Source organism: Gordonia sp. UBA7599 (assembly GCA_002477755.1).
Lineage (GTDB): Bacteria > Actinomycetota > Actinomycetes > Mycobacteriales > Mycobacteriaceae > Gordonia.
This window is the reverse complement of the sequence record DLKD01000036.1, coordinates 1-17042: the sequence shown is the minus strand read 5'-3', so window position 1 is coordinate 17042 and position 17042 is coordinate 1. Positions and strand designations below refer to the sequence as shown.

The following is a 17042-nucleotide window of genomic DNA, read 5'->3' as shown; positions in this document are numbered from 1 at the left end:
GAAATGGGCGGTCGTCTAACCTCAGGCTTTCCCGGCTTCGCGGAACCGACCTGGGCTCATCCCGACCGTCTTCCGGAATGTCCGACTGAAGTGCGACACATCCTGATGGCCCACCGCGGCGGCCACCTCGGCAACCGATAACTCGGTGGTGTTCAGCAGCAGCTTCGCTCGGTCCATTCGCGCGCCATTCAGGAGTGCACTCGGAGTCAGACCCCTGGCGCCCAAGAGTTTCTGCATGGATCGCAAGGACATGCCGACATCGGCCGCGATGTGCGGCAGAGTCAGGTCCGGTTCGTGCAAATGATCCGCCACCACGCGTTTCACCGCCGCGACCTCACGAGTCCGGTAAACCTGCGCTGCGCCGGTATCGACAACGGCCTCCAGCACCGATGCCGCCAACATGTCCATCGTCGCCGCGGCGAAGGACTCGCGGACCTGCTCGGGCACATCGTCGTCGAGTCCGGCTAGATCCGCGATCAGCCGACCCACCACCGCCGAGGGGCCGGCGCTGTTGAACGCGCACCCGAGCGACCCCTCGAGGACGCGCTCGGGCAGGCGCGACACAATCGGAGTCGCCGGGATTCGAACCGCCACCTGAGAGAAGGCCGAGGGGGTGCGGAACACGAACGGTGTGCCGAGATGAAGCAGGGTGAACGCACCGGGGCTCAGCACGTTCGTGCGATCACGCTGCTCGATCTCCACTGTTCCGGACGTCACCATGCACACCAGGAAGCCGGCGGTCGGGTCTCCGCGGACCATCTCCGGCGACCGAACCACCGTGTGCTGTTGGCACTGGATCGAGCTGATGTGCAGATCGCCGAACGCGTGCCCGCTCCACTCCGCCTCGAGTCGATCCAAGCGATTCGGCCAGTCCACGCCCATATCGCCGTAGAGCGCGCCGATCGTGTCGGCCCACTCCCGGCGCCCTTCCATCGACCCCAGGTCAGCCGTGCGCAGACAGACGCGTTGAGCGCCCTCGCCGTTGCCCATGATCGTTCGCATTCGGCCATGCAATTGTTCGCGCTCAGCCATTTTGTGCCATCCCGGTGCCTCCTAGTGTTCTAGATCACAGGGACCAGCAAGCCCGACCGTACACGCGGATATCGCACTGCACCACAGTCCGATATCCGCTCAACACAATTTGAAATTCCTAACAACCGCGAGGAGTTTGACCCATGACGACCACACAGTCACCCGCTGACTCGGGCACACTCAACGACGTCCGCCCGATGACAGGCGCAGAGTACATCGAATCCCTGCGTGACGACCGCGAAGTCTACTATCGCGGAGAACGCGTCGCCGACGTCACCACTCATCCGGCATTCCGGAATTCCGTCCGCTCGATCGCACGGATGTACGACACTCTCCATGCGCCCGAAATGCGGGGAATTCTGGCCGTGCCGACCGATACTGGCAATGGTGGTTACACCCACCCGTTCTTCAAGACCGCCCACACCGCAGAGGACCTCGTCCTCTCCCGCGACGCCATCGTCGCGTGGCAGCGCGAGGTGTACGGGTGGATGGGACGCTCACCCGATTACAAGGCGTCCTTCCTCGGCACACTCGGCGCCAACGCCGACTTCTACGGCGAATACAAGCAGAATGCTTTGCACTGGTACAAGACGTGCCAGGAGCGCCTGCTCTACCTCAACCACGCCATTGTCCACCCACCGATCGACCGCGACAAGCCGGCCGACGAGACTGCCGACATCTGCGTCCACGTCGACGAGGAGACCGATTCGGGATTGATCGTCTCGGGGGCCAAGGTCGTGGCCACCGGATCGGCGATCACCAACGCCAACTTCATTGCGCACTACGGACTTCCGTTGCGCAAGAAGGAGTTCGGCCTAGTATTCACCGTTCCGATGGACTCCCCCGGACTCAAATTGATCTGTCGAAGCTCCTATGAGATGAATGCGGCAGTAATGGGGACCCCATTCGACTACCCATTGTCGAGCCGATTCGACGAAAACGATTCGATCATGGTCTTTGATCGGGTGCTGGTGCCGTGGGAGAACGTCTTCGCCTACGACGTTGAGACGAGCAACAATTTCGTCATGCGATCGGGATTCCTGCCCCGTTTCGTGTTCCATGGTTGCGCGCGACTTGCCGTCAAACTCGATTTCATCGCGGGCTGCGTGATGAAGGCCGTCGAGATGACCGGTACTTCCGGATTCCGCGGAGTGCAGATGCAGATCGGTGAAATCCTCAATTGGCGGGACATGTTCTGGGCGCTCTCCGACGCCATGGCCAAGTCGCCGCAGCCCTGGGTGAACGACACTGTTCAGCCCAACCTCAACTACGGCCTCGCCTATCGCACCTTCATGGGCGTCGGGTACCCGCGCGTGAAGGAGATCATTGAGCAGGTCGTCGGCAGCGGGCTGATCTATCTGAATTCCCACGCCAGCGATTTCGGGAATCCAGAGATCGCCAAGTACCTGAATCAGTACGTCCGCGGTTCCAACGGCGTCGCGGCGATCGACCGCATCCAACTCCTGAAACTGTTGTGGGACGCCGTTGGCAGCGAGTTCGCCGGCCGCCACGAGCTGTACGAGCGGAACTACGGCGGCGACCACGAAGCAGTGCGGTTCCAGACCCTGTTCGCCTATCAGGGCAGCGGGCAGGACGTGGCACTCAAGGGCTTCGCCGAGCAGTGCATGTCCGAGTACGACGTCAACGGATGGACTCGGCCGGATCTGATCAACAACGACGATCTCGCGATCGTCACGCGCTGACCTGGGCGACGTCAACCATGACCTCCCCCGAATCCGATCTCGATGCGACCCCACTGCGAATGCGAAAAGCCCTGGGCCGCTTCGCCAGTGGCGTCACCATCGTCACCACCGCCGAGAGCGAACTCGACGACTCCGTCCACGGGATGACGGCGAACGCCTTCACCTCGGTCTCGCTCGATCCGCCGTTGGTCCTCGTGTCGATCGCCAATCGCGCCAAGATGAACGACAAGATCACCGCAACCGGACGATATGGCGTATCGATCCTGGCCAGCGATCAGGAGCCCCTGTCCCTGCACTTTGCGGGAGCAACGGAGCGCCACGACCTCGTCCGATTCACCTGGCGAAAAGGCGTCCCACTCCTCGAAGGTGCTCTGGTCCATCTCTCCTGCCAGGTCACCGATTCACATCCGGCCGGGGACCACACCCTCCATATCGGCCGTGTCGACGAGCTGTGGTACGACGATGGCCGACCCCTGGTGTTCTACACCGGCAGCTTCCGAGCGCTCGAACTGCAAACCCCCGACGAAGCCTGGGGGTTCTGACCGATGCGACGACGGCACCTCGGTTGCGGGCCGGCCTCGGTCTCAACGAGGCCCGGTGCGGTACCGCCCCGGACTGGTGCCGGTCACCCGGCGGAACACCCGGCTGAAATGCGACACGTCACTGAAGCCCAGTTCGTCGCATACCTCGGCACAGCTGTATTCGGTGGTGCGCAGGAGCACGCATGCGCGATCGATGCGACGGTCATAGAGCCACTTGCGGGGCGTAGTTCCGACGATGGTGAACAGATTGTGGATGTATCGCACCGACATCCCGAGTTCAACGCCGACCTGCGCGACCGTCCGCTCGGGGTCGCCGATGCCGGCCAGCAGTGCCTGCTGCACCATCCACAGATCGCGGGCGTGGATCCGATCCGTCTGGGACAGCGACGGCGTCGGAGCGCACTGCGCGACCGCCGCGGCGACCATCTCGGCGATGGCCGGCGCGATGTGTTCGCACTCGTCGTCGCCGAGTTCATCGACGTCGGCGACGATATCGACCAGCATCCTCGACGCCAATCGTCCGACGCCGGACTGCGCCGAGATCCGTCGACCGAGAATCTCGTCGAGAACCGGTGTCGTCACCCGGTCGCGCAGTTTGCCGCCGGGAATCCGCAACACGATCTGGGCGAACTCGGTCTCCCCGCGCACCACGAACGGCATCGAGGCGTCGACGAAGCCGAACGCACCCTCGTCCAGGCAATCCGACCGTCCGGACTGGGAGATCGTCGCGGTCCCCTCGGTGATGAGACAGAGCAGCAGGTCCTCCGACGGACCGGACGAGATCATCGTCGGGGTGCGGATCACCGCATGGGGGTCGGCGCGCACCTTGCTCACCGACATATCGCCCAGCCCACGCGCATGGACCTCGGCGGTGAAGCCGCCGCGCTTGCCCGTTTCCGGCCAGCTCAGATCCATCTCGCAGTAGGTGGAGGCAACCGTGTTCGACCAGACCTCGCGGCTCTCGGCCCAGGCCAGATCACGGGTGCTGACCGCAACTTTTGCGCCCGTGGAGTCCGTGCAATCGCGGTCAATCATTCGTGCGCTCGTGGTCATTCTGCTACCCCACTTTCGCACCATAGTGTTCCAGATCACAGGGATCGGACGTCTCCGAGACCGCAATCGCCGAACCAGATGCCCGCCCTCCCAGCCCGAATCCCAGATACCCGAATCGATATTTCACAACAATCGCGGCGCGTACCGCTGACCGGAACGTTCTTCTGGACGTGATCACCGGAACCGCCACATAGTTCCCTTGGGCACGTCCGCACCAGCCCGCCAACCCACAGGAGGTCGCGATGGCAGCACTCCAAACGATTCAGAAGATCGGTCCCGTACTCGATCTGTTCACCGTTTCCCGGCCCGAGTGGGGCGTGTCGGAGGTCGCTGCGCAGATCAACGTTCCCCGGTCCAGCGCGCACGCGCTCCTCGCCTCTCTTGTCGACATCGGACTCCTGCAGTGCCGCTCACGAGGGCGCTATCGGATCGGCTGGCGGATCATCGAGCTGAACCAGACCCTCCAGGGCACCGTCGACGTCAAGTCGTGCGCTTCACCGGTGCTGCAGGCCCTGTCCGATGAATACGGAGAGACCACTCACCTGGCGATCCTGGAGCGATACCGGGTGTTCTACGTCGACAAAGTGGTCGGCAACCACATCATCAACATCACCGGTGCGCGCGTGGGGGCCCATCTCGATGCTCACTGCAGCGCCGTCGGCAAAGTACTCCTCGCGCACTGCCACAGCGACGAGATCGAACGCAATGTGACCAACAAACCGCTCCGACGATTGACGGCCGCCACCGTGACCGATCCGGCCGCACTCCAGGCCGAGCTCCGGACCGCATTGCGCAACGGCTGTGCCTACGACAACGGCGAGGCGGCTCCCGAAGTCCACTGCGTGGCCGCGCCGATTCGCGACGGTATGGGAGCGGTCGTCGCGGCGATCAGCATCACGGCCCCGTCGAGTCGGTTCCTCCCCGCCCGGAACGAATACCGTCGCGCCGTTATCGCTGCCGCGGCGACTGTCTCCAAGTCCCTGGCGACGTCGGCGGACAAACCGCTTGAGCCCGGACTCGACAATCCGACCCTGCACGTCGTCGCCGGGTGAGTCGGCGATGACGGCGGTGGCGTCAATCCCTCAGGTGACGGGACAGGCCGAGCGCCGCAGTCCGCACGGCGGCCGCCGTATGGTCCAGATTGATCCGGTTGTGCCATCCCGACACCGAGATGCCGGCCACGACTCGACCGTCGGAACCGAATACCGGACTGGCCACGCACACCAGCCCCGGCTTCGACTCCTCGAGGTCGTAGGCCACACCCCGGTCGACGATCCGGGTCAATTCCTCGGTGAGCAGGCCTGCGCCGGTGATGGTCCGCTCGCTGACCCGCGGAAGCCCGGCGGCAAGCACGCGCTCGACCACCGACGGCTCGGAATGGGCCAGTATCGCCTTGCCGATCCCGGTCGCGTGAGCCGGCCACCGTACCCCGGCCCGGGTCGGCAGGGGCGGCCCGGCCGGGCCCACCAGCACCTCGACGTAGACCACCGATTCACCGTCCAAAACGGCCAGGTGCACGGTCTGCCGGGTCGCCTCGCGGAGGTCCTCCATAACGGGGCGCGCAGCCTCGCGCAGATTGCGCTGACGGGGAACCCGTTGCCCCAATTCGAACAGTTTCAGCCCGAGGCGGTAGCCGCGGTCGGCGCGCTCGACCAACCGGTGTTCGTCGAGTTCGTTGGCAATCCGGAAGACACTCGACTTCGAGATGCCGGTACGTCGGGCGAGTTCGGAGACACCCAGCGGCTCGTCCTCGTCGGCCAGCTCCTCCAGCACACGCACCGCGCGCGCTATTGCACCGACCTCGTTCCGCTCACCGGCACGACTGGCCTCCATGGTTCTCCAGCCTGCCCTGCCAACACGCCCAGCGCAACGAATCCGCGGGAGAACGCCGCAGAAGGAAGACAGCCGTCATGACCAACCAGATACAGTCGGCCGCCGACGCCCTCCTTGAGGCCTACCGGACCAGATCTCCGATCGAACCGCTCACCCCGATGTTCGCGCAGGCCCCGCTCTCGACCGCCTACGAGATCGCCCTTGCGCAGGTCGAGTCGTGGGTCAAAGCCGGCGACGCCGTCAAAGGCCACAAGGTGGGCCTCGCCTCCCGTGCGATGCAGCGCCAGGCCGGCGTCGACCAACCCGACTTCGGCCACCTCACCACGAGCATGTTCCACCTCGAACACCAGCCCATCCCGGCGGACACCTACATCCAGCCTCGCATCGAACCCGAAGTCGCATTCGTGCTGTCCAAGCCGCTCACCGGGCCCGGCGTGACCGTCGCCGAGGCTGCGGCGGCCGTCGACTTCGTACTCGCATCGCTCGAGATCGTCGATTCCCGCATCCGCGACTGGAAGATCGGCATCTTCGACACCGTGGCCGACAACGCCTCGTCCGGCGGGGTCGTACTGGGCAGCCGACCGGTGCGCCTGACCGACGTCGATCTGCGCTTGTCCGGGTGCAACCTATCTGTCAACGGCGAACTGGTGGCCACCGGCGCCGGCGGCGCGGTCCTGGGGTCCCCGCTCAATTCGCTGGTGTGGCTGGCCAACACCGTCGGCCCGCTCGGCGTCACCCTCGAGCCCGGGCACGTCGTCCTTCCCGGCTCGGTCACCCGAGCCGTACCGATAGCCCCGGGCGACGCGATCGTCGCCGACTTCGCCGGCATCGGAAGTGTCACCGCCATCTTGGGAGAGAACAAATGACCACCGAGACCTGGAACGCGGCCAGGGTCGCCGACACCCTGCTGTCGTGCGAACGCGGACGGACGCCACGGACGTCGATTGCGGCGGAGTGGCCCGGCCTGGACCTGCACACCGCCTACATCGCGCAGGACATCGCGCTGGCCGACCGCCGCAGCAACGGCGAAGTGGTCACCGGCGTGAAACTCGGCCTAACTTCGCGTGCCAAGCAACAGCAGATGGGCGTCGACGAGCCGTCGGTGGCCTGGCTGACCGATGCGATGGTCCTACCCGCCGGTCTGCCGGTGCCGGCCGACCGGCTCATCCATCCACGTGCCGAACCAGAAATCGCATTCGTCATGGGCCGGCGCCTGGCAGGTCCCGGCGTCACCGCTGCTACGGCACTCGCAGCCGTCGACGTTATCCTCGGCGCCATCGAGATCATCGACAGCCGGTACTCCGGTTTCAAGTTCACCCTTGCCGACGCGGTCGCCGACAACAATTCGTCCGGCGTGTACGTCACCGGGGGGATCGCTCGTCGCGCGGCCGACGTCGACCTGCCGCTAGAGGCCTGCCTGCTCGAGATCGACGGTCACGTCGTCGACAGCGCGACCGGGTCCGCGGTGCTCGGGAACCCGGCCGAAGCCCTCGCCTTCGCCGCCAACACCCTCGCTGCCCGCGGACATGCCATCGAGGCCGGCTGGATCGTCCTGACCGGCGGCATGACCGACGCCGTCGCCGTCGAGCGCGGCGCGCGGGTCGCCGCACACTTCACCACGCTCGGATCCATCACACTCGCGGGAGGATAGCCATGCCGATCATCGACGTCACACTGACCCAAGGACGATCGCCGGAGCAGTTGCGCACCCTCATCCACGAGCTCACCCTCGCGGCCCAGCGGGCCGTCGACGCACCCTTGACGTCGATCCGGGTGATGGTGCGCGAAGTACCGTCAACCCATTTCGCCGCCGGCGATGTGACGATCGCCGAAAGGCGATCGTCGACGTCCTGAACTGCGCCGACGGTGCTCGACCGACCCGTGCAACCGCGGTCAATCATCCGTGCACTCGTGGCCATTCTCTGAGGATCCAACCGCCAATAGTGTTCCAAATCACAGGGCCGGTTCAACTCGACCGGCGCTGCTGACCACCAGAACCCCAGAATCCCCAGCCTCGGATTCTTCCCTCTGAATGGAGCACCCCATGACAACGACCGAAGACTTGACGCCCGCGTGGATCAACGACGTCACAATGGAACAGTTGGAGCGCAACCCCAACGAGGTCTACCAGCGGCTGCGCGCCGAGGCCCCCGTTGCCTACGTCCCCCAGCTCGGTCTCTACATCATCTCCACCCGCGACCTGTGCATGGATATCGCCAAGGATTCCGCTCACTGGCCGGCCGTCATCTCACCGGCCGGAGGGCGCACCTTCGGAGAAGGGGCGATCATCGGCACCAACGGCCCCCAGCACAAGGATCTGCGGAGCATGGTCGAGCCCCACCTGCGACCGCAGGCCGTCGACACCTACATCGACGACCTCGTGCGGCCGATCGCGCGGGCACGACTCGAGGCCATCGAAGACATCGGTGCTGTCGATATCGTCGCCGAATACTGCGAACCGGTCAGTGTCCGCGCACTCGGTGACCTCCTCGGTCTCCCGGACGTCTCCGAAGACAAACTCCGTGAGTGGTTCCACAAGCTGAGTGTCTCGTTCACCAATGCCGACATGACGCCCGACGGCGAGTTCGCCAACCCCGACGGTTTCATCCCCGGCGACGAGGCCCGGGCGGAGATCATCGCCATGCTCGACCCGAAGATCGACAAATGGATCGTCGAGCCCGATGATTCGGCGGTCTCGCACTGGTTGCACGACGGCATGCCCGAAGGTGAAACCCGCAGCCGGGAGGTCATCTACCCGAACATCTATGTCTTCCTGCTGGGTGCGATGCAGGAACCCGCCCACGCCATGGCGACGACCATGGCCGGCCTGTTCAGCAAGCCAGATCAGTTCGAGCGTGTGGTCGACGATCCCTCGTTGCTTCCCCGAGCCATCAACGAGGGCATGCGATGGGTCGCCCCGATCTGGTCGGCCGCCGTCAAGGTGGCGACCTCCGAGGTGACCGTGGGCGACGTAACGCTCCCCGCCAACTCCCTGGTCATGCTCTCGTACGGGTCGGCGAACAACGACGAGAACGCCTACGAGGCACCGACGCAGTACGACCTCGACCGGGCCGTCTCCCCCAACCTGACTTTCGGTGGCGGGGTCCATGCCTGCGCCGGAACGTACTACGCATCCGCCGTGGTCCGAATCGCGCTCGAGGAATTGTTCGACGCCATTCCGAACCTCGAACTCGACGAGACCCACGACGTGGATTTCTGGGGCTGGGGATTCCGCGGCCCCAAGGAATTGCACGTGACCTGGGAAGTCTGAGGTGCAACCGATGGCCGATACCGATACCCCGGTGGTCGCCCCCGCCCATTTCCGCGTCGAAATCGCTCGCTCCACGACGGCGTTCGAGGTGGCGCCCGATCAATCGATTCTCGACGCCGCCCTGCGCGCCAACGCCTGGATTCCACATTCGTGTACCCAGGGCACCTGCGGCACCTGCAAACTCAAGGTGCTGTCGGGCACGGTGGATCACGCCGACTCCCCGGAGTACACCTTGTCGCTGGAGGAGCGCACTGACGGACTGACGCTCGCCTGCCGGGCGGTACCCACGGACGATCTCGTCGTCGAACCGCTGGGCGCGACCGACGACGGGGTGCCCCACCACCCCCTGCGGGACTACACCGCCGAGGTCGTCGAGCTGGAGGATATCGCTGCCGACACCCGGCGCCTCGTCGTGGAGTTGGATTCCCCGATGGCGTTCAACGCCGGCCAATACTGCGAACTGATCGTTCCCGAAAGCGGTGTGGCCCGGCAGTACTCCATGGCCAATCCACCCGACGAGAACCGGCGGCTGGAGTTGCACATCAAGAGGACTCCGGGCGGATTGGCCACCGACGGCTGGGTCTTCCGATCGCTCAAGGTCGGCGATCGATTCACCCTGAAAGGGCCTCTCGGCCAATTCCACCTGGTCAACCAGTGCGAGGAAACCGCGGTCCTCATCGGCGGGGGCACCGGCCTGGCACCGTTGAAATCCATCGTGCGCCATGCACTCCACCTCGACCTGCTGCCGGAGATCCACCTCTATCACGGGGGTCGGCGCCAAGTGGATCTCTACGACGTCGAGTTCTTCACCGCCCTCGACCGCGAGCATCCCAACTTCCACTACCACCCAGCGCTGAGCGAGGAAGACTGGGACGGCGCGACCGGCATGGTGACCGATGTCGTCGCCGATGACTTCGCCACCTGCAAGGGCATGCGCGCATACCTCTGCGGGCCGCCGGTGATGGTGGCCGCGGCGGTGAAGACGCTCAAGCGCCGTCGCATGTCGCCACGATTGATCCTCCGTGAGGAGTTCACGCCAGCCCCACCGACAACCCCGTCAGAGTCGTAGCCCACGGCCTCGACGCCACTGCCGTAACCCAACCGCACCCTCTCCCGGAAGCGAGACACCCCCATGTACGAGATCACGGTCATCTACAACCACCCCGCCGACCCCGCCGCGTTCGACGACTACTACTGGAACACGCACGTTGCGCTCGCCCGGAAGATCCCCGGCCTGCAGAGTGCGTCGTTCGTCAAGTGCGACACACTCGACGGATCGACGCCGAGCCACTACGGCATCGCCCGATTGGTCTTCGACTCCAAGGACCAGGCCCTCGCCGGGTTGGGGTCCCCGGAGGGACAGGTGACCTCGGCCGACGTGGCGAACTTCGCAAGCGGCGGCGCCACGCTACTGTTCGCCGGCGACCCCGACAAGATCTGAGGGCCTTCAGGTCTGGGCGGCCCGAGCCGCGATCTCGCCGGACCGGACGGCACTCGCGGGACGGCCCGCGATACCCCAGTTCTCCGGCAAGACCTCGACGATCTGACCGCGCACAGCGTCAGGCGCGACACCGAGGGCGTCGACGATCACCGCCGTGAGGGCTTCGAGCAGGGCTTGGCGCTGCGCGGCAGGCCGTCCGGCCAGCACGATCGCAGTGAAGTACGGGGCGTCGACGCCTGAGTCGACGTGCCCGGCCACCGCGACACACGACGGGTCGTAGCGGACGACGAATACCCGCACCCGCTCGATCGGGGAATCCAGCACCCGCGAGTACGTGGTGCTGGCGTCGATCAGGAGCTTTCGCTCCTGCGCAGCGGTGAACCGGCCGGCCGGGATGTGAAAGTGTGCAACAGGCATTTGGGTCTCCTCTGATCAAAGATGCGTCGGCCGACGGGCTACAGCACCCCGTGGCGCACTCCACCGTCCGCGGCGAGTACCGCGCCGTGCAGGACCGATGCCTGCGGCTCGACCAATAGGCCGACCAGCCAGGCGATCTCGTCGAGAGTGGGCAACCGGCCAAGTGTGGTCTTGGCGCGGTATCGCTCCCACAATTCGTCGACCGACGTTCCGGATTCGGCGGACTGCGTCTCGATCAGCGCGCGCAGCCGCGGCGTATCCACCGGTCCCGGCGCGATCGTGTGGGTCGTCACGCCGTTGGGGCCGTACAACGCGCTAAGTTGTCGCATCAGGTTGATCAGCGCCGCATTCGCGGTCCCGGGCCCGGCATCGAGGGGGCCGGGTTCAATACCGAGCGACCCGGCGATGGCCACGAACCGCGACCCCGCGACCAGGTGGTCGCGCACCGCGTGCAGCAGCCGAACCGTGCCGGCAACTTTGATATTCGCGGCGACGGCCAGCGCCGACGGGTCGATCGCATCGGCCGACCCGCGCACTGGCAGTCCGGCCGCGAACACTGCCATGCGCACCGGGGTATCGAGTGCCCGCTTTATCGTCGCGACGGCATCATCGGATGCAATATCGGCCGGGCACGCGACAACCAACTCGCTGGACGCGCCCAGCTCGTCGAGTGCCGCCGCGTCGCGCGCCACTGCCACGACGCGAAACCCCTTGGCCACCAACGACGACGTGATTGCCGAACCCATCGCGCCGGTCGCACCGACGACGACGCATGTCTCGGGACTCCCCGTCGCGGCCATGGTCTACCGCCGGAGGCGGATCGTGACGGCCCTGGGTTCGGTGAAGAACTCGCGCGAGTACTGCCCACCCTCTCGACCCAATCCGCTGATCCCCTCGCCGCCGAACGGCAGGCGCAGATCGCGTTCGAAGAAGGTGTTGATCCACACGGTGCCGGCCTTCCACGCGGCGGCCATCCGGTGCGCACGGTTCAGGTTGTCGGTGAAGAGGATGCCGGCCAGGCCGTAAGGCGAATCGTTGGCGATCCGCAGCGCCTCATCTTCGGTGTCGAACCCGAGTACGGTCTCGACCGGTCCGAAAATCTCCTCGCGCGCCGTCCGCGACTCGTTGGTGAGGCCGGTGATGACCGTCGGCGGATAGTAGGAGCCCGCCCCGTATTCCGCGCCGGTGAGTCGCTCGCCGCCGACGACGACTTTTCCGCCCTCCTCCTGTGCCAGCTCGACGTAGCCGTGCACCTTCTTGAGGTGTTGCTCCTCGATAAGCGGTCCCATGAACGTGTCGGGCCTCTTCGGATCTCCGACGACGAGTTTGGCGGCCTCGGCGGTGAACCGCTCGAGGAACTCTTCGCGAATCGAGTTCTGGACCAGAAGCCGCGTGCCCGATAGGCACACCTGACCGTTTCCGCCGAAGATTGCGCGCAACGACATCGGCACTGCGAGGTCGAGATCGGCGTCATCGAAGACGATGTTGGCCGACTTCCCGCCCATCTCGGCCGAAACCGGCGTGTGGTTGCACGCCGCGGCCTGCAGGATCTTGACACCGGTGGCGCTCGAACCGGTGAACGTGATGCGGTCCACGCGTGGATCGGACGTGAGCGGGCCCGCCACCGCCTCACCGCCGTAGCCGTGCACCACGTTCAACACCCCCGGCGGGAGCCCCGCCTCCAAGGCGATCTCGGCGAACCGGTTCGCGGTCAATGGGGTTTGCGGCGCGGGTTTGAGGACAACGGTGTTGCCGAATGCCAGCGCCGGTGCCACCTTCCACGTCGCCAACATCAGCGGCGCATTCCACGGGCTGATCGCCGACACCACTCCCGCGGGCGGGTACAGCACATAGGAGAGCAGGTCCCCGTCGGGGTAGGCCTCGTTCGCGGCCATTGCGACGTAGTCGGCGAAGAACCGGAGGTTGTGCGCGACGCGCGGGATCTCCGCGTGCAGGGACTGGGTGATCGTCTTGCCCCCGTCCCGTGTCTCCAGCAGCGCCAACTCCTCGCGGTGCTCGTCGACCGCATCAGCCACCCGGTGCAGGATCGTCGCCCGTTCCTTGGGTGCCATCTTCGGCCACACGCCTTCGTCGAAGGCCGTGCGCGCGCACTCGATCGCGTCACGGCCGTCGTCGGCGGTGCCGCGCGCCACCTGTCCGAGCAGAGTGCCGTCGTGCGGGTCCCTCGTTTCGAACGTGGCGCCGTCGGAGGCGGACCGCCATTGGTCCCCGATCAGGTGTCGTACATCGATCGGTGCGGATGTCGTCATAGCCCTCGCCCTCCGGTCACGCGTTCACTGCCGTCTCGTAGGTCCGCCCGGCGAGTTCGGAAGCCACGTCGATGATCATGTCCTCCTGGCCGCCGATCACACCGCGCCGGCCGAGTTCGAGGAGAATGTCGCGCGTAGACACCCCGAACTTGCGGGCGGCCCGTTTCGTCGGATGGAAGAACGTCGAGTAGACACCCGCATATCCAAGGATGAGTGCGGTTTCGTCGACGATCTGCGGTTCCTTCATCAGCGGGGCGACCACGTGCTCGGCGGTGTCGATCAGCGGATACAGGTCGACTCCCGTGTCCCAACCCGCGCGCTCGAATGCCGCGGCGAGGACCTCGGTCTGCGCATTGCCCGCGCTGGCGCCCAACCCGCGCAGCGAACCGTCGATGTACTTCGCGCCGTTCTCCGCGGCGGCAAGAGCATTCGCCACGCCCACACCGAGGTTGTTGTGCGCGTGGAAGCCGATTCCGACGTCGATCGCTGAGCGCAATTCCGCGACCCGTTCTCCCGCTTGCTGCGGGACCATGGCTCCCGCCGAGTCGACGACGTAGACGACGTCGGCACCGTAGGACTCCAGTTTGACGGCCTGCTCGGCAAGGGCGCCGGCCTCGAGTTTGTGGCTCATCATCAGGAAGCACATCACGTTCAGCCCCTGCTCCTTGGCCCACTCGACCGGTTGCTGGCCGCAGTCTGCCTCGGTGCAGTGCACGGCGACTCGAACAGTCTTGATGCCCGCGTCGATCGCACCTTGCAATTCGCGAAGGGTCGCGATGCCCGGTACGTAGAGGACCGCGATGTCGGCGTTCTCTACCGCCCCGACCGCAGCCCGGACATACTCGGGATCGGTGGCGGCGGCGAACCCGTATTGGATGGACGACGCGCCCAGTCCGATGCCGTGCGCGACCTCGATCGTGGAGATCCCTGCCCGGTCGAGTCCCGCGGCAATCGCGGCGACGTTGTCGGTGGTGAATTGGTGCGACACGCTCGACATGCCGTCCCGCAGCGTCGTGTCGACCAGGATGACCTTCCGATCGGGGTTTTCGTTGGTCACTGTGCTGCTCCCGTCACGAGATTCTGCTGGGCCATGACCTCCGCGACCTGCACAGCTGCGGCGGTGATGATGTCGAGGTTGCCCGCATACGTGGGCAGAAAATCACCTGCGCCGACGACTTCGAGCATGACGGTGACGAGATCACCGTCGACGTCGATCAGCTTCAGCGAGTAGCCGGGGACGTACGTCTGGACCCGGGCGACCATGTCGACCACCGCGCGTTCGATGGTCGGAGCGTCTGGCCGGCGAACCCGGGCATACACGGTGTCGCGCATGTTCATCGGCGGCTCCGCCGGATTGATCACCGAGATCGCTTTCGCGGTATCGGCGCCGGCCACCTGGGCGAGTGCGCGCCCGGTCTTCTCGCTGAACTCACTCAGGTTCTGCCGGGTGCCCGGCCCCGCGCTCTTCGATGCGATCGCCGCAACGATCTCACCGTATGAGGCATCCGCGGCCTCGTTGATCGCATACAGGATGGGGATGGTCGCCTGGCCCGCGCAGCTGACCATGTTGACGTTGGGCGCACCCAGGTGCTCTTCGAGGTTCACCGCGGGAACGACGTACGGGCCCACCGAGGCCGGCGTGAGATCAATGGCGGTGATGCCCGCCTCGAGGTACCGGGGCGCAGCAGCGGCGTGGACCTTCGCCGAGGTCGCCTCGAACACGAGATCCGGCGGGCGTTGCTGGGAGAGCAGCCATTCCAGTCCTCCCGAAGACGCCTCCAGGCCCGACTCGCGGGCCCTGGCCAGGCCCTCACTCGCCGGATCGATACCGACCATGGCGACGGGGTCGATGTGCTCTGAGCGGAGCAGTTTGTACAGCAGGTCCGTGCCGATATTGCCCGATCCGACAATTGCTGCGGTCAGCTGACTCATGTCGCCTCCTAGTGGTCTGTACGGGGTCGACCCTAGGTCCGCGATGCATACCGACGGGAGCGAGAATCCGCCTGCGCGGACAAGCGACGAAATGTTGTGCCCGATATTCGGGCATGCCGAAAGGGCGTGACCGCCGTCACAAACGCGGGGCATTCTGGCGCTAGAACTGCAAGACAGCCCGCCATGTCGGTGCTGGATGATCCAGAGGAGATATCGATGTCCGAGAACCCCGCACGTTTTGAAATCGCGCACCTCGCCCGCGTGGAGCTGTTGAGTCCCAAGCCGCAGGAGACCGAGGACTTCTTCACGCGATTCCTCGGGATGTACGTCACCCAACGGGAAGGCCAGTCGGTTTATCTCCGCGGCTATGAAGACCCTTATCAGTGGAGTCTCAAGATCACCGAGTCGCCGCAGGCCGGAATGGACCACTTCGCAATGCGCACCCATTCGGCCGAGGCGCTCGACCGACGCGAGAAGTCCCTCAACGACGCCAACGTCGACCGTGCGTGGCAGGACGGCGACTTCGGGTACGGCAAGACCCTGAAGTACCAGACCCCCGATGGGCACAACGTGTCGCTCGTCTGGGAGGCCGAGAAGTACGTCGCCCCGCCGGAGCTGCAGAGCAAGATCCTCACGCGTCCGTCGAAGAAGCCGCTGCAGGGCATCCCGGTGAAGCGGATCGACCACCTCAATCTGATGGCTTCCGATGTCACCCCGGTGAAGGAGTCCTTCGAACGTCATCTGGGATTCCAGACCACCGAGCGCGTCGTCGACGGCGACGTGGAGATCGGCGCCTGGATGAGCTCGAATCTCCTGGCCCACGAGGTCGCCTGCATGCGCGACCTCACTGGCGGGCGGGGCAAGCTGCACCACGTCGCGTTCTATTACGGCAACCTGCAGCACAACGTCGACGCCGCGGAGATGTTCCGCGACTACGATATCCAGATCGAAGCGGGACCCGATACCCACGGCATCACGCAAGGCCAATTCCTCTACGTGTTCGAACCCGGCGGAAACCGGGTCGAACTGTTCGGGTCGGCCGGGTTCATGCATCTCGATCCCGACGCGACCACCAAGACCTGGGATATGGCCGATATCGACACCGGGTTGGCCATCGGCGGCGCCAAGCTCCCCTGGGAGACCTACTTCACATACGGGACACCGAGCCCGCTGGCACTCGACGCTCACATCGAGAAGTTCGTCCACTTCGGGCCGGGCATGGCCCCGCCGGAGCCCTCGCCTCAGACAGACTTGGCGGGCTCCTCCGCGTAGCCGACCCCGAGCGCCGAAGGCCGGTCACCCCGTACGGAGTGGCCGGCCTTCGGTTTCAGGTGCGAAAGACCGAAGGCCGGTCACCCCGTGGGGTGACCGGCCTCGGTGCTGGTTCGCGATGGTGCGAAGGGCTACAGATCAGAAGCCCATGCCGCCCATCTCGTCGCCGCCCGGCATGGCCGGTGCAGCGTGCTTCTCCGGCTTGTCGGCGACGACGGCCTCGGTGGTGAGGAACAGAGCCGCGATCGAGGCTGCGTTCTGCAGCGCCGAGCGGGT

At 65.5% G+C, this 17042-nt stretch carries 18 protein-coding genes; 10 read left to right on the top strand and 8 right to left on the bottom strand.

The window, feature by feature from the left end; translation table 11 throughout:
* Window positions 1-21: 21 nt before the first annotated feature.
* The gene (locus tag B4L26_RS04565) at window positions 22-1002 is read right to left on the bottom strand and encodes an AraC family transcriptional regulator (protein ID WP_290716359.1); all 981 of its coding nucleotides are present in this window, start codon (window positions 1000-1002) and stop codon (window positions 22-24) included.
* Between the two features lie 173 nt (window positions 1003-1175).
* Between B4L26_RS04565 and B4L26_RS04560 the strand changes: the two genes are divergently transcribed.
* Together B4L26_RS04560 and B4L26_RS04555 are read left to right on the top strand one after the other, a co-directional pair.
* Window positions 1176-2735: a 4-hydroxyphenylacetate 3-hydroxylase N-terminal domain-containing protein gene (locus B4L26_RS04560; RefSeq protein ID WP_290716357.1), complete on the top strand. Its 1560-nt coding sequence runs from the start codon at window positions 1176-1178 to the stop codon at window positions 2733-2735.
* A 17-nt stretch (window positions 2736-2752) separates the two neighbouring features.
* Window positions 2753-3277, top strand: a complete 525-nt coding sequence (locus B4L26_RS04555) for a flavin reductase family protein (protein WP_290716354.1) — start codon at window positions 2753-2755, stop codon at window positions 3275-3277.
* Window positions 3278-3319: 42 nt separating this feature from the next.
* Here B4L26_RS04555 and B4L26_RS04550 read toward each other — a convergent pair whose 3' ends face one another.
* Window positions 3320-4312: an AraC family transcriptional regulator gene (locus tag B4L26_RS04550; RefSeq protein ID WP_290716352.1), complete on the bottom strand. Its 993-nt coding sequence runs from the start codon at window positions 4310-4312 to the stop codon at window positions 3320-3322.
* Between the two features lie 260 nt (window positions 4313-4572).
* Between B4L26_RS04550 and B4L26_RS04545 the strand changes: the two genes are divergently transcribed.
* Window positions 4573-5382, top strand: coding sequence for an IclR family transcriptional regulator (locus B4L26_RS04545; RefSeq protein WP_290716349.1), 810 nt, complete (start codon window positions 4573-4575; stop codon window positions 5380-5382).
* 22 nt (window positions 5383-5404) lie between these two features.
* On the opposite strand, the gene B4L26_RS04540 is transcribed toward B4L26_RS04545, so the two are convergent.
* Entirely contained in the window at window positions 5405-6163 is a 759-nt protein-coding gene (locus B4L26_RS04540; RefSeq protein WP_290716346.1) for an IclR family transcriptional regulator, read from the bottom strand.
* Window positions 6164-6240: 77 nt separating this feature from the next.
* Here B4L26_RS04540 and B4L26_RS04535 point away from each other — a divergent pair, with 77 nt between their 5' ends.
* From B4L26_RS04535 to B4L26_RS04510, 6 genes are all read left to right on the top strand, one after another.
* Window positions 6241-7029: a 2-keto-4-pentenoate hydratase gene (locus tag B4L26_RS04535; RefSeq protein ID WP_290716344.1), complete on the top strand. Its 789-nt coding sequence runs from the start codon at window positions 6241-6243 to the stop codon at window positions 7027-7029.
* Entirely contained in the window at window positions 7026-7814 is a 789-nt protein-coding gene (locus tag B4L26_RS04530) for a 2-keto-4-pentenoate hydratase (RefSeq protein WP_290716342.1), read from the top strand. The genes B4L26_RS04535 and B4L26_RS04530 overlap by 4 nt, the downstream gene beginning before the upstream one ends.
* A 2-nt stretch (window positions 7815-7816) precedes the next feature.
* Window positions 7817-8017: a tautomerase family protein gene (locus tag B4L26_RS04525; protein ID WP_290716339.1), complete on the top strand. Its 201-nt coding sequence runs from the start codon at window positions 7817-7819 to the stop codon at window positions 8015-8017.
* Window positions 8018-8207: 190 nt separating this feature from the next.
* Window positions 8208-9434 carry a cytochrome P450 gene (locus tag B4L26_RS04520; protein WP_290716336.1) on the top strand — a complete coding sequence of 409 codons (1227 nt, stop codon included), beginning with the start codon at window positions 8208-8210 and terminating at the stop codon, window positions 9432-9434.
* A gap of 10 nt (window positions 9435-9444) precedes the next feature.
* Window positions 9445-10503 carry an NADH:ubiquinone reductase (Na(+)-transporting) subunit F gene (locus tag B4L26_RS04515; RefSeq protein WP_290716334.1) on the top strand — a complete coding sequence of 353 codons (1059 nt, stop codon included), beginning with the start codon at window positions 9445-9447 and terminating at the stop codon, window positions 10501-10503.
* Between the two features lie 63 nt (window positions 10504-10566).
* On the top strand, window positions 10567-10875 hold the full coding sequence (locus B4L26_RS04510; protein ID WP_290716331.1) for an EthD family reductase: 309 nt from the start codon (window positions 10567-10569) through the stop codon (window positions 10873-10875).
* Window positions 10876-10881: 6 nt separating this feature from the next.
* On the opposite strand, the gene B4L26_RS04505 is transcribed toward B4L26_RS04510, so the two are convergent.
* Genes B4L26_RS04505 through B4L26_RS04485 form a run of 5 tightly spaced genes read right to left on the bottom strand, consistent with a single transcriptional unit; the run spans window position 10882 to window position 15494 of the window.
* Window positions 10882-11292, bottom strand: a complete 411-nt coding sequence (locus B4L26_RS04505; RefSeq protein WP_290716328.1) for a tautomerase family protein — start codon at window positions 11290-11292, stop codon at window positions 10882-10884.
* Between the two features lie 38 nt (window positions 11293-11330).
* Window positions 11331-12092 carry an SDR family NAD(P)-dependent oxidoreductase gene (locus tag B4L26_RS04500; RefSeq protein WP_290716324.1) on the bottom strand — a complete coding sequence of 254 codons (762 nt, stop codon included), beginning with the start codon at window positions 12090-12092 and terminating at the stop codon, window positions 11331-11333.
* Window positions 12093-12095: 3 nt separating this feature from the next.
* Window positions 12096-13562, bottom strand: a complete 1467-nt coding sequence (locus B4L26_RS04495; protein ID WP_290716321.1) for an aldehyde dehydrogenase — start codon at window positions 13560-13562, stop codon at window positions 12096-12098.
* 16 nt (window positions 13563-13578) lie between these two features.
* Window positions 13579-14619 (bottom strand): 4-hydroxy-2-oxovalerate aldolase, encoded by a 1041-nt coding sequence (gene dmpG, locus B4L26_RS04490; protein ID WP_290716318.1) that lies wholly within the window; start codon window positions 14617-14619, stop codon window positions 13579-13581.
* Window positions 14616-15494 carry an acetaldehyde dehydrogenase (acetylating) gene (locus B4L26_RS04485; protein WP_290716316.1) on the bottom strand — a complete coding sequence of 293 codons (879 nt, stop codon included), beginning with the start codon at window positions 15492-15494 and terminating at the stop codon, window positions 14616-14618. The genes dmpG and B4L26_RS04485 overlap by 4 nt, the downstream gene beginning before the upstream one ends.
* 216 nt (window positions 15495-15710) lie before the next feature.
* On the opposite strand from B4L26_RS04485, the gene B4L26_RS04480 reads away from it, so the two are divergent.
* Window positions 15711-16766 (top strand): VOC family protein, encoded by a 1056-nt coding sequence (locus B4L26_RS04480; protein WP_290716314.1) that lies wholly within the window; start codon window positions 15711-15713, stop codon window positions 16764-16766.
* Window positions 16767-17042 lie beyond the last annotated feature (276 nt).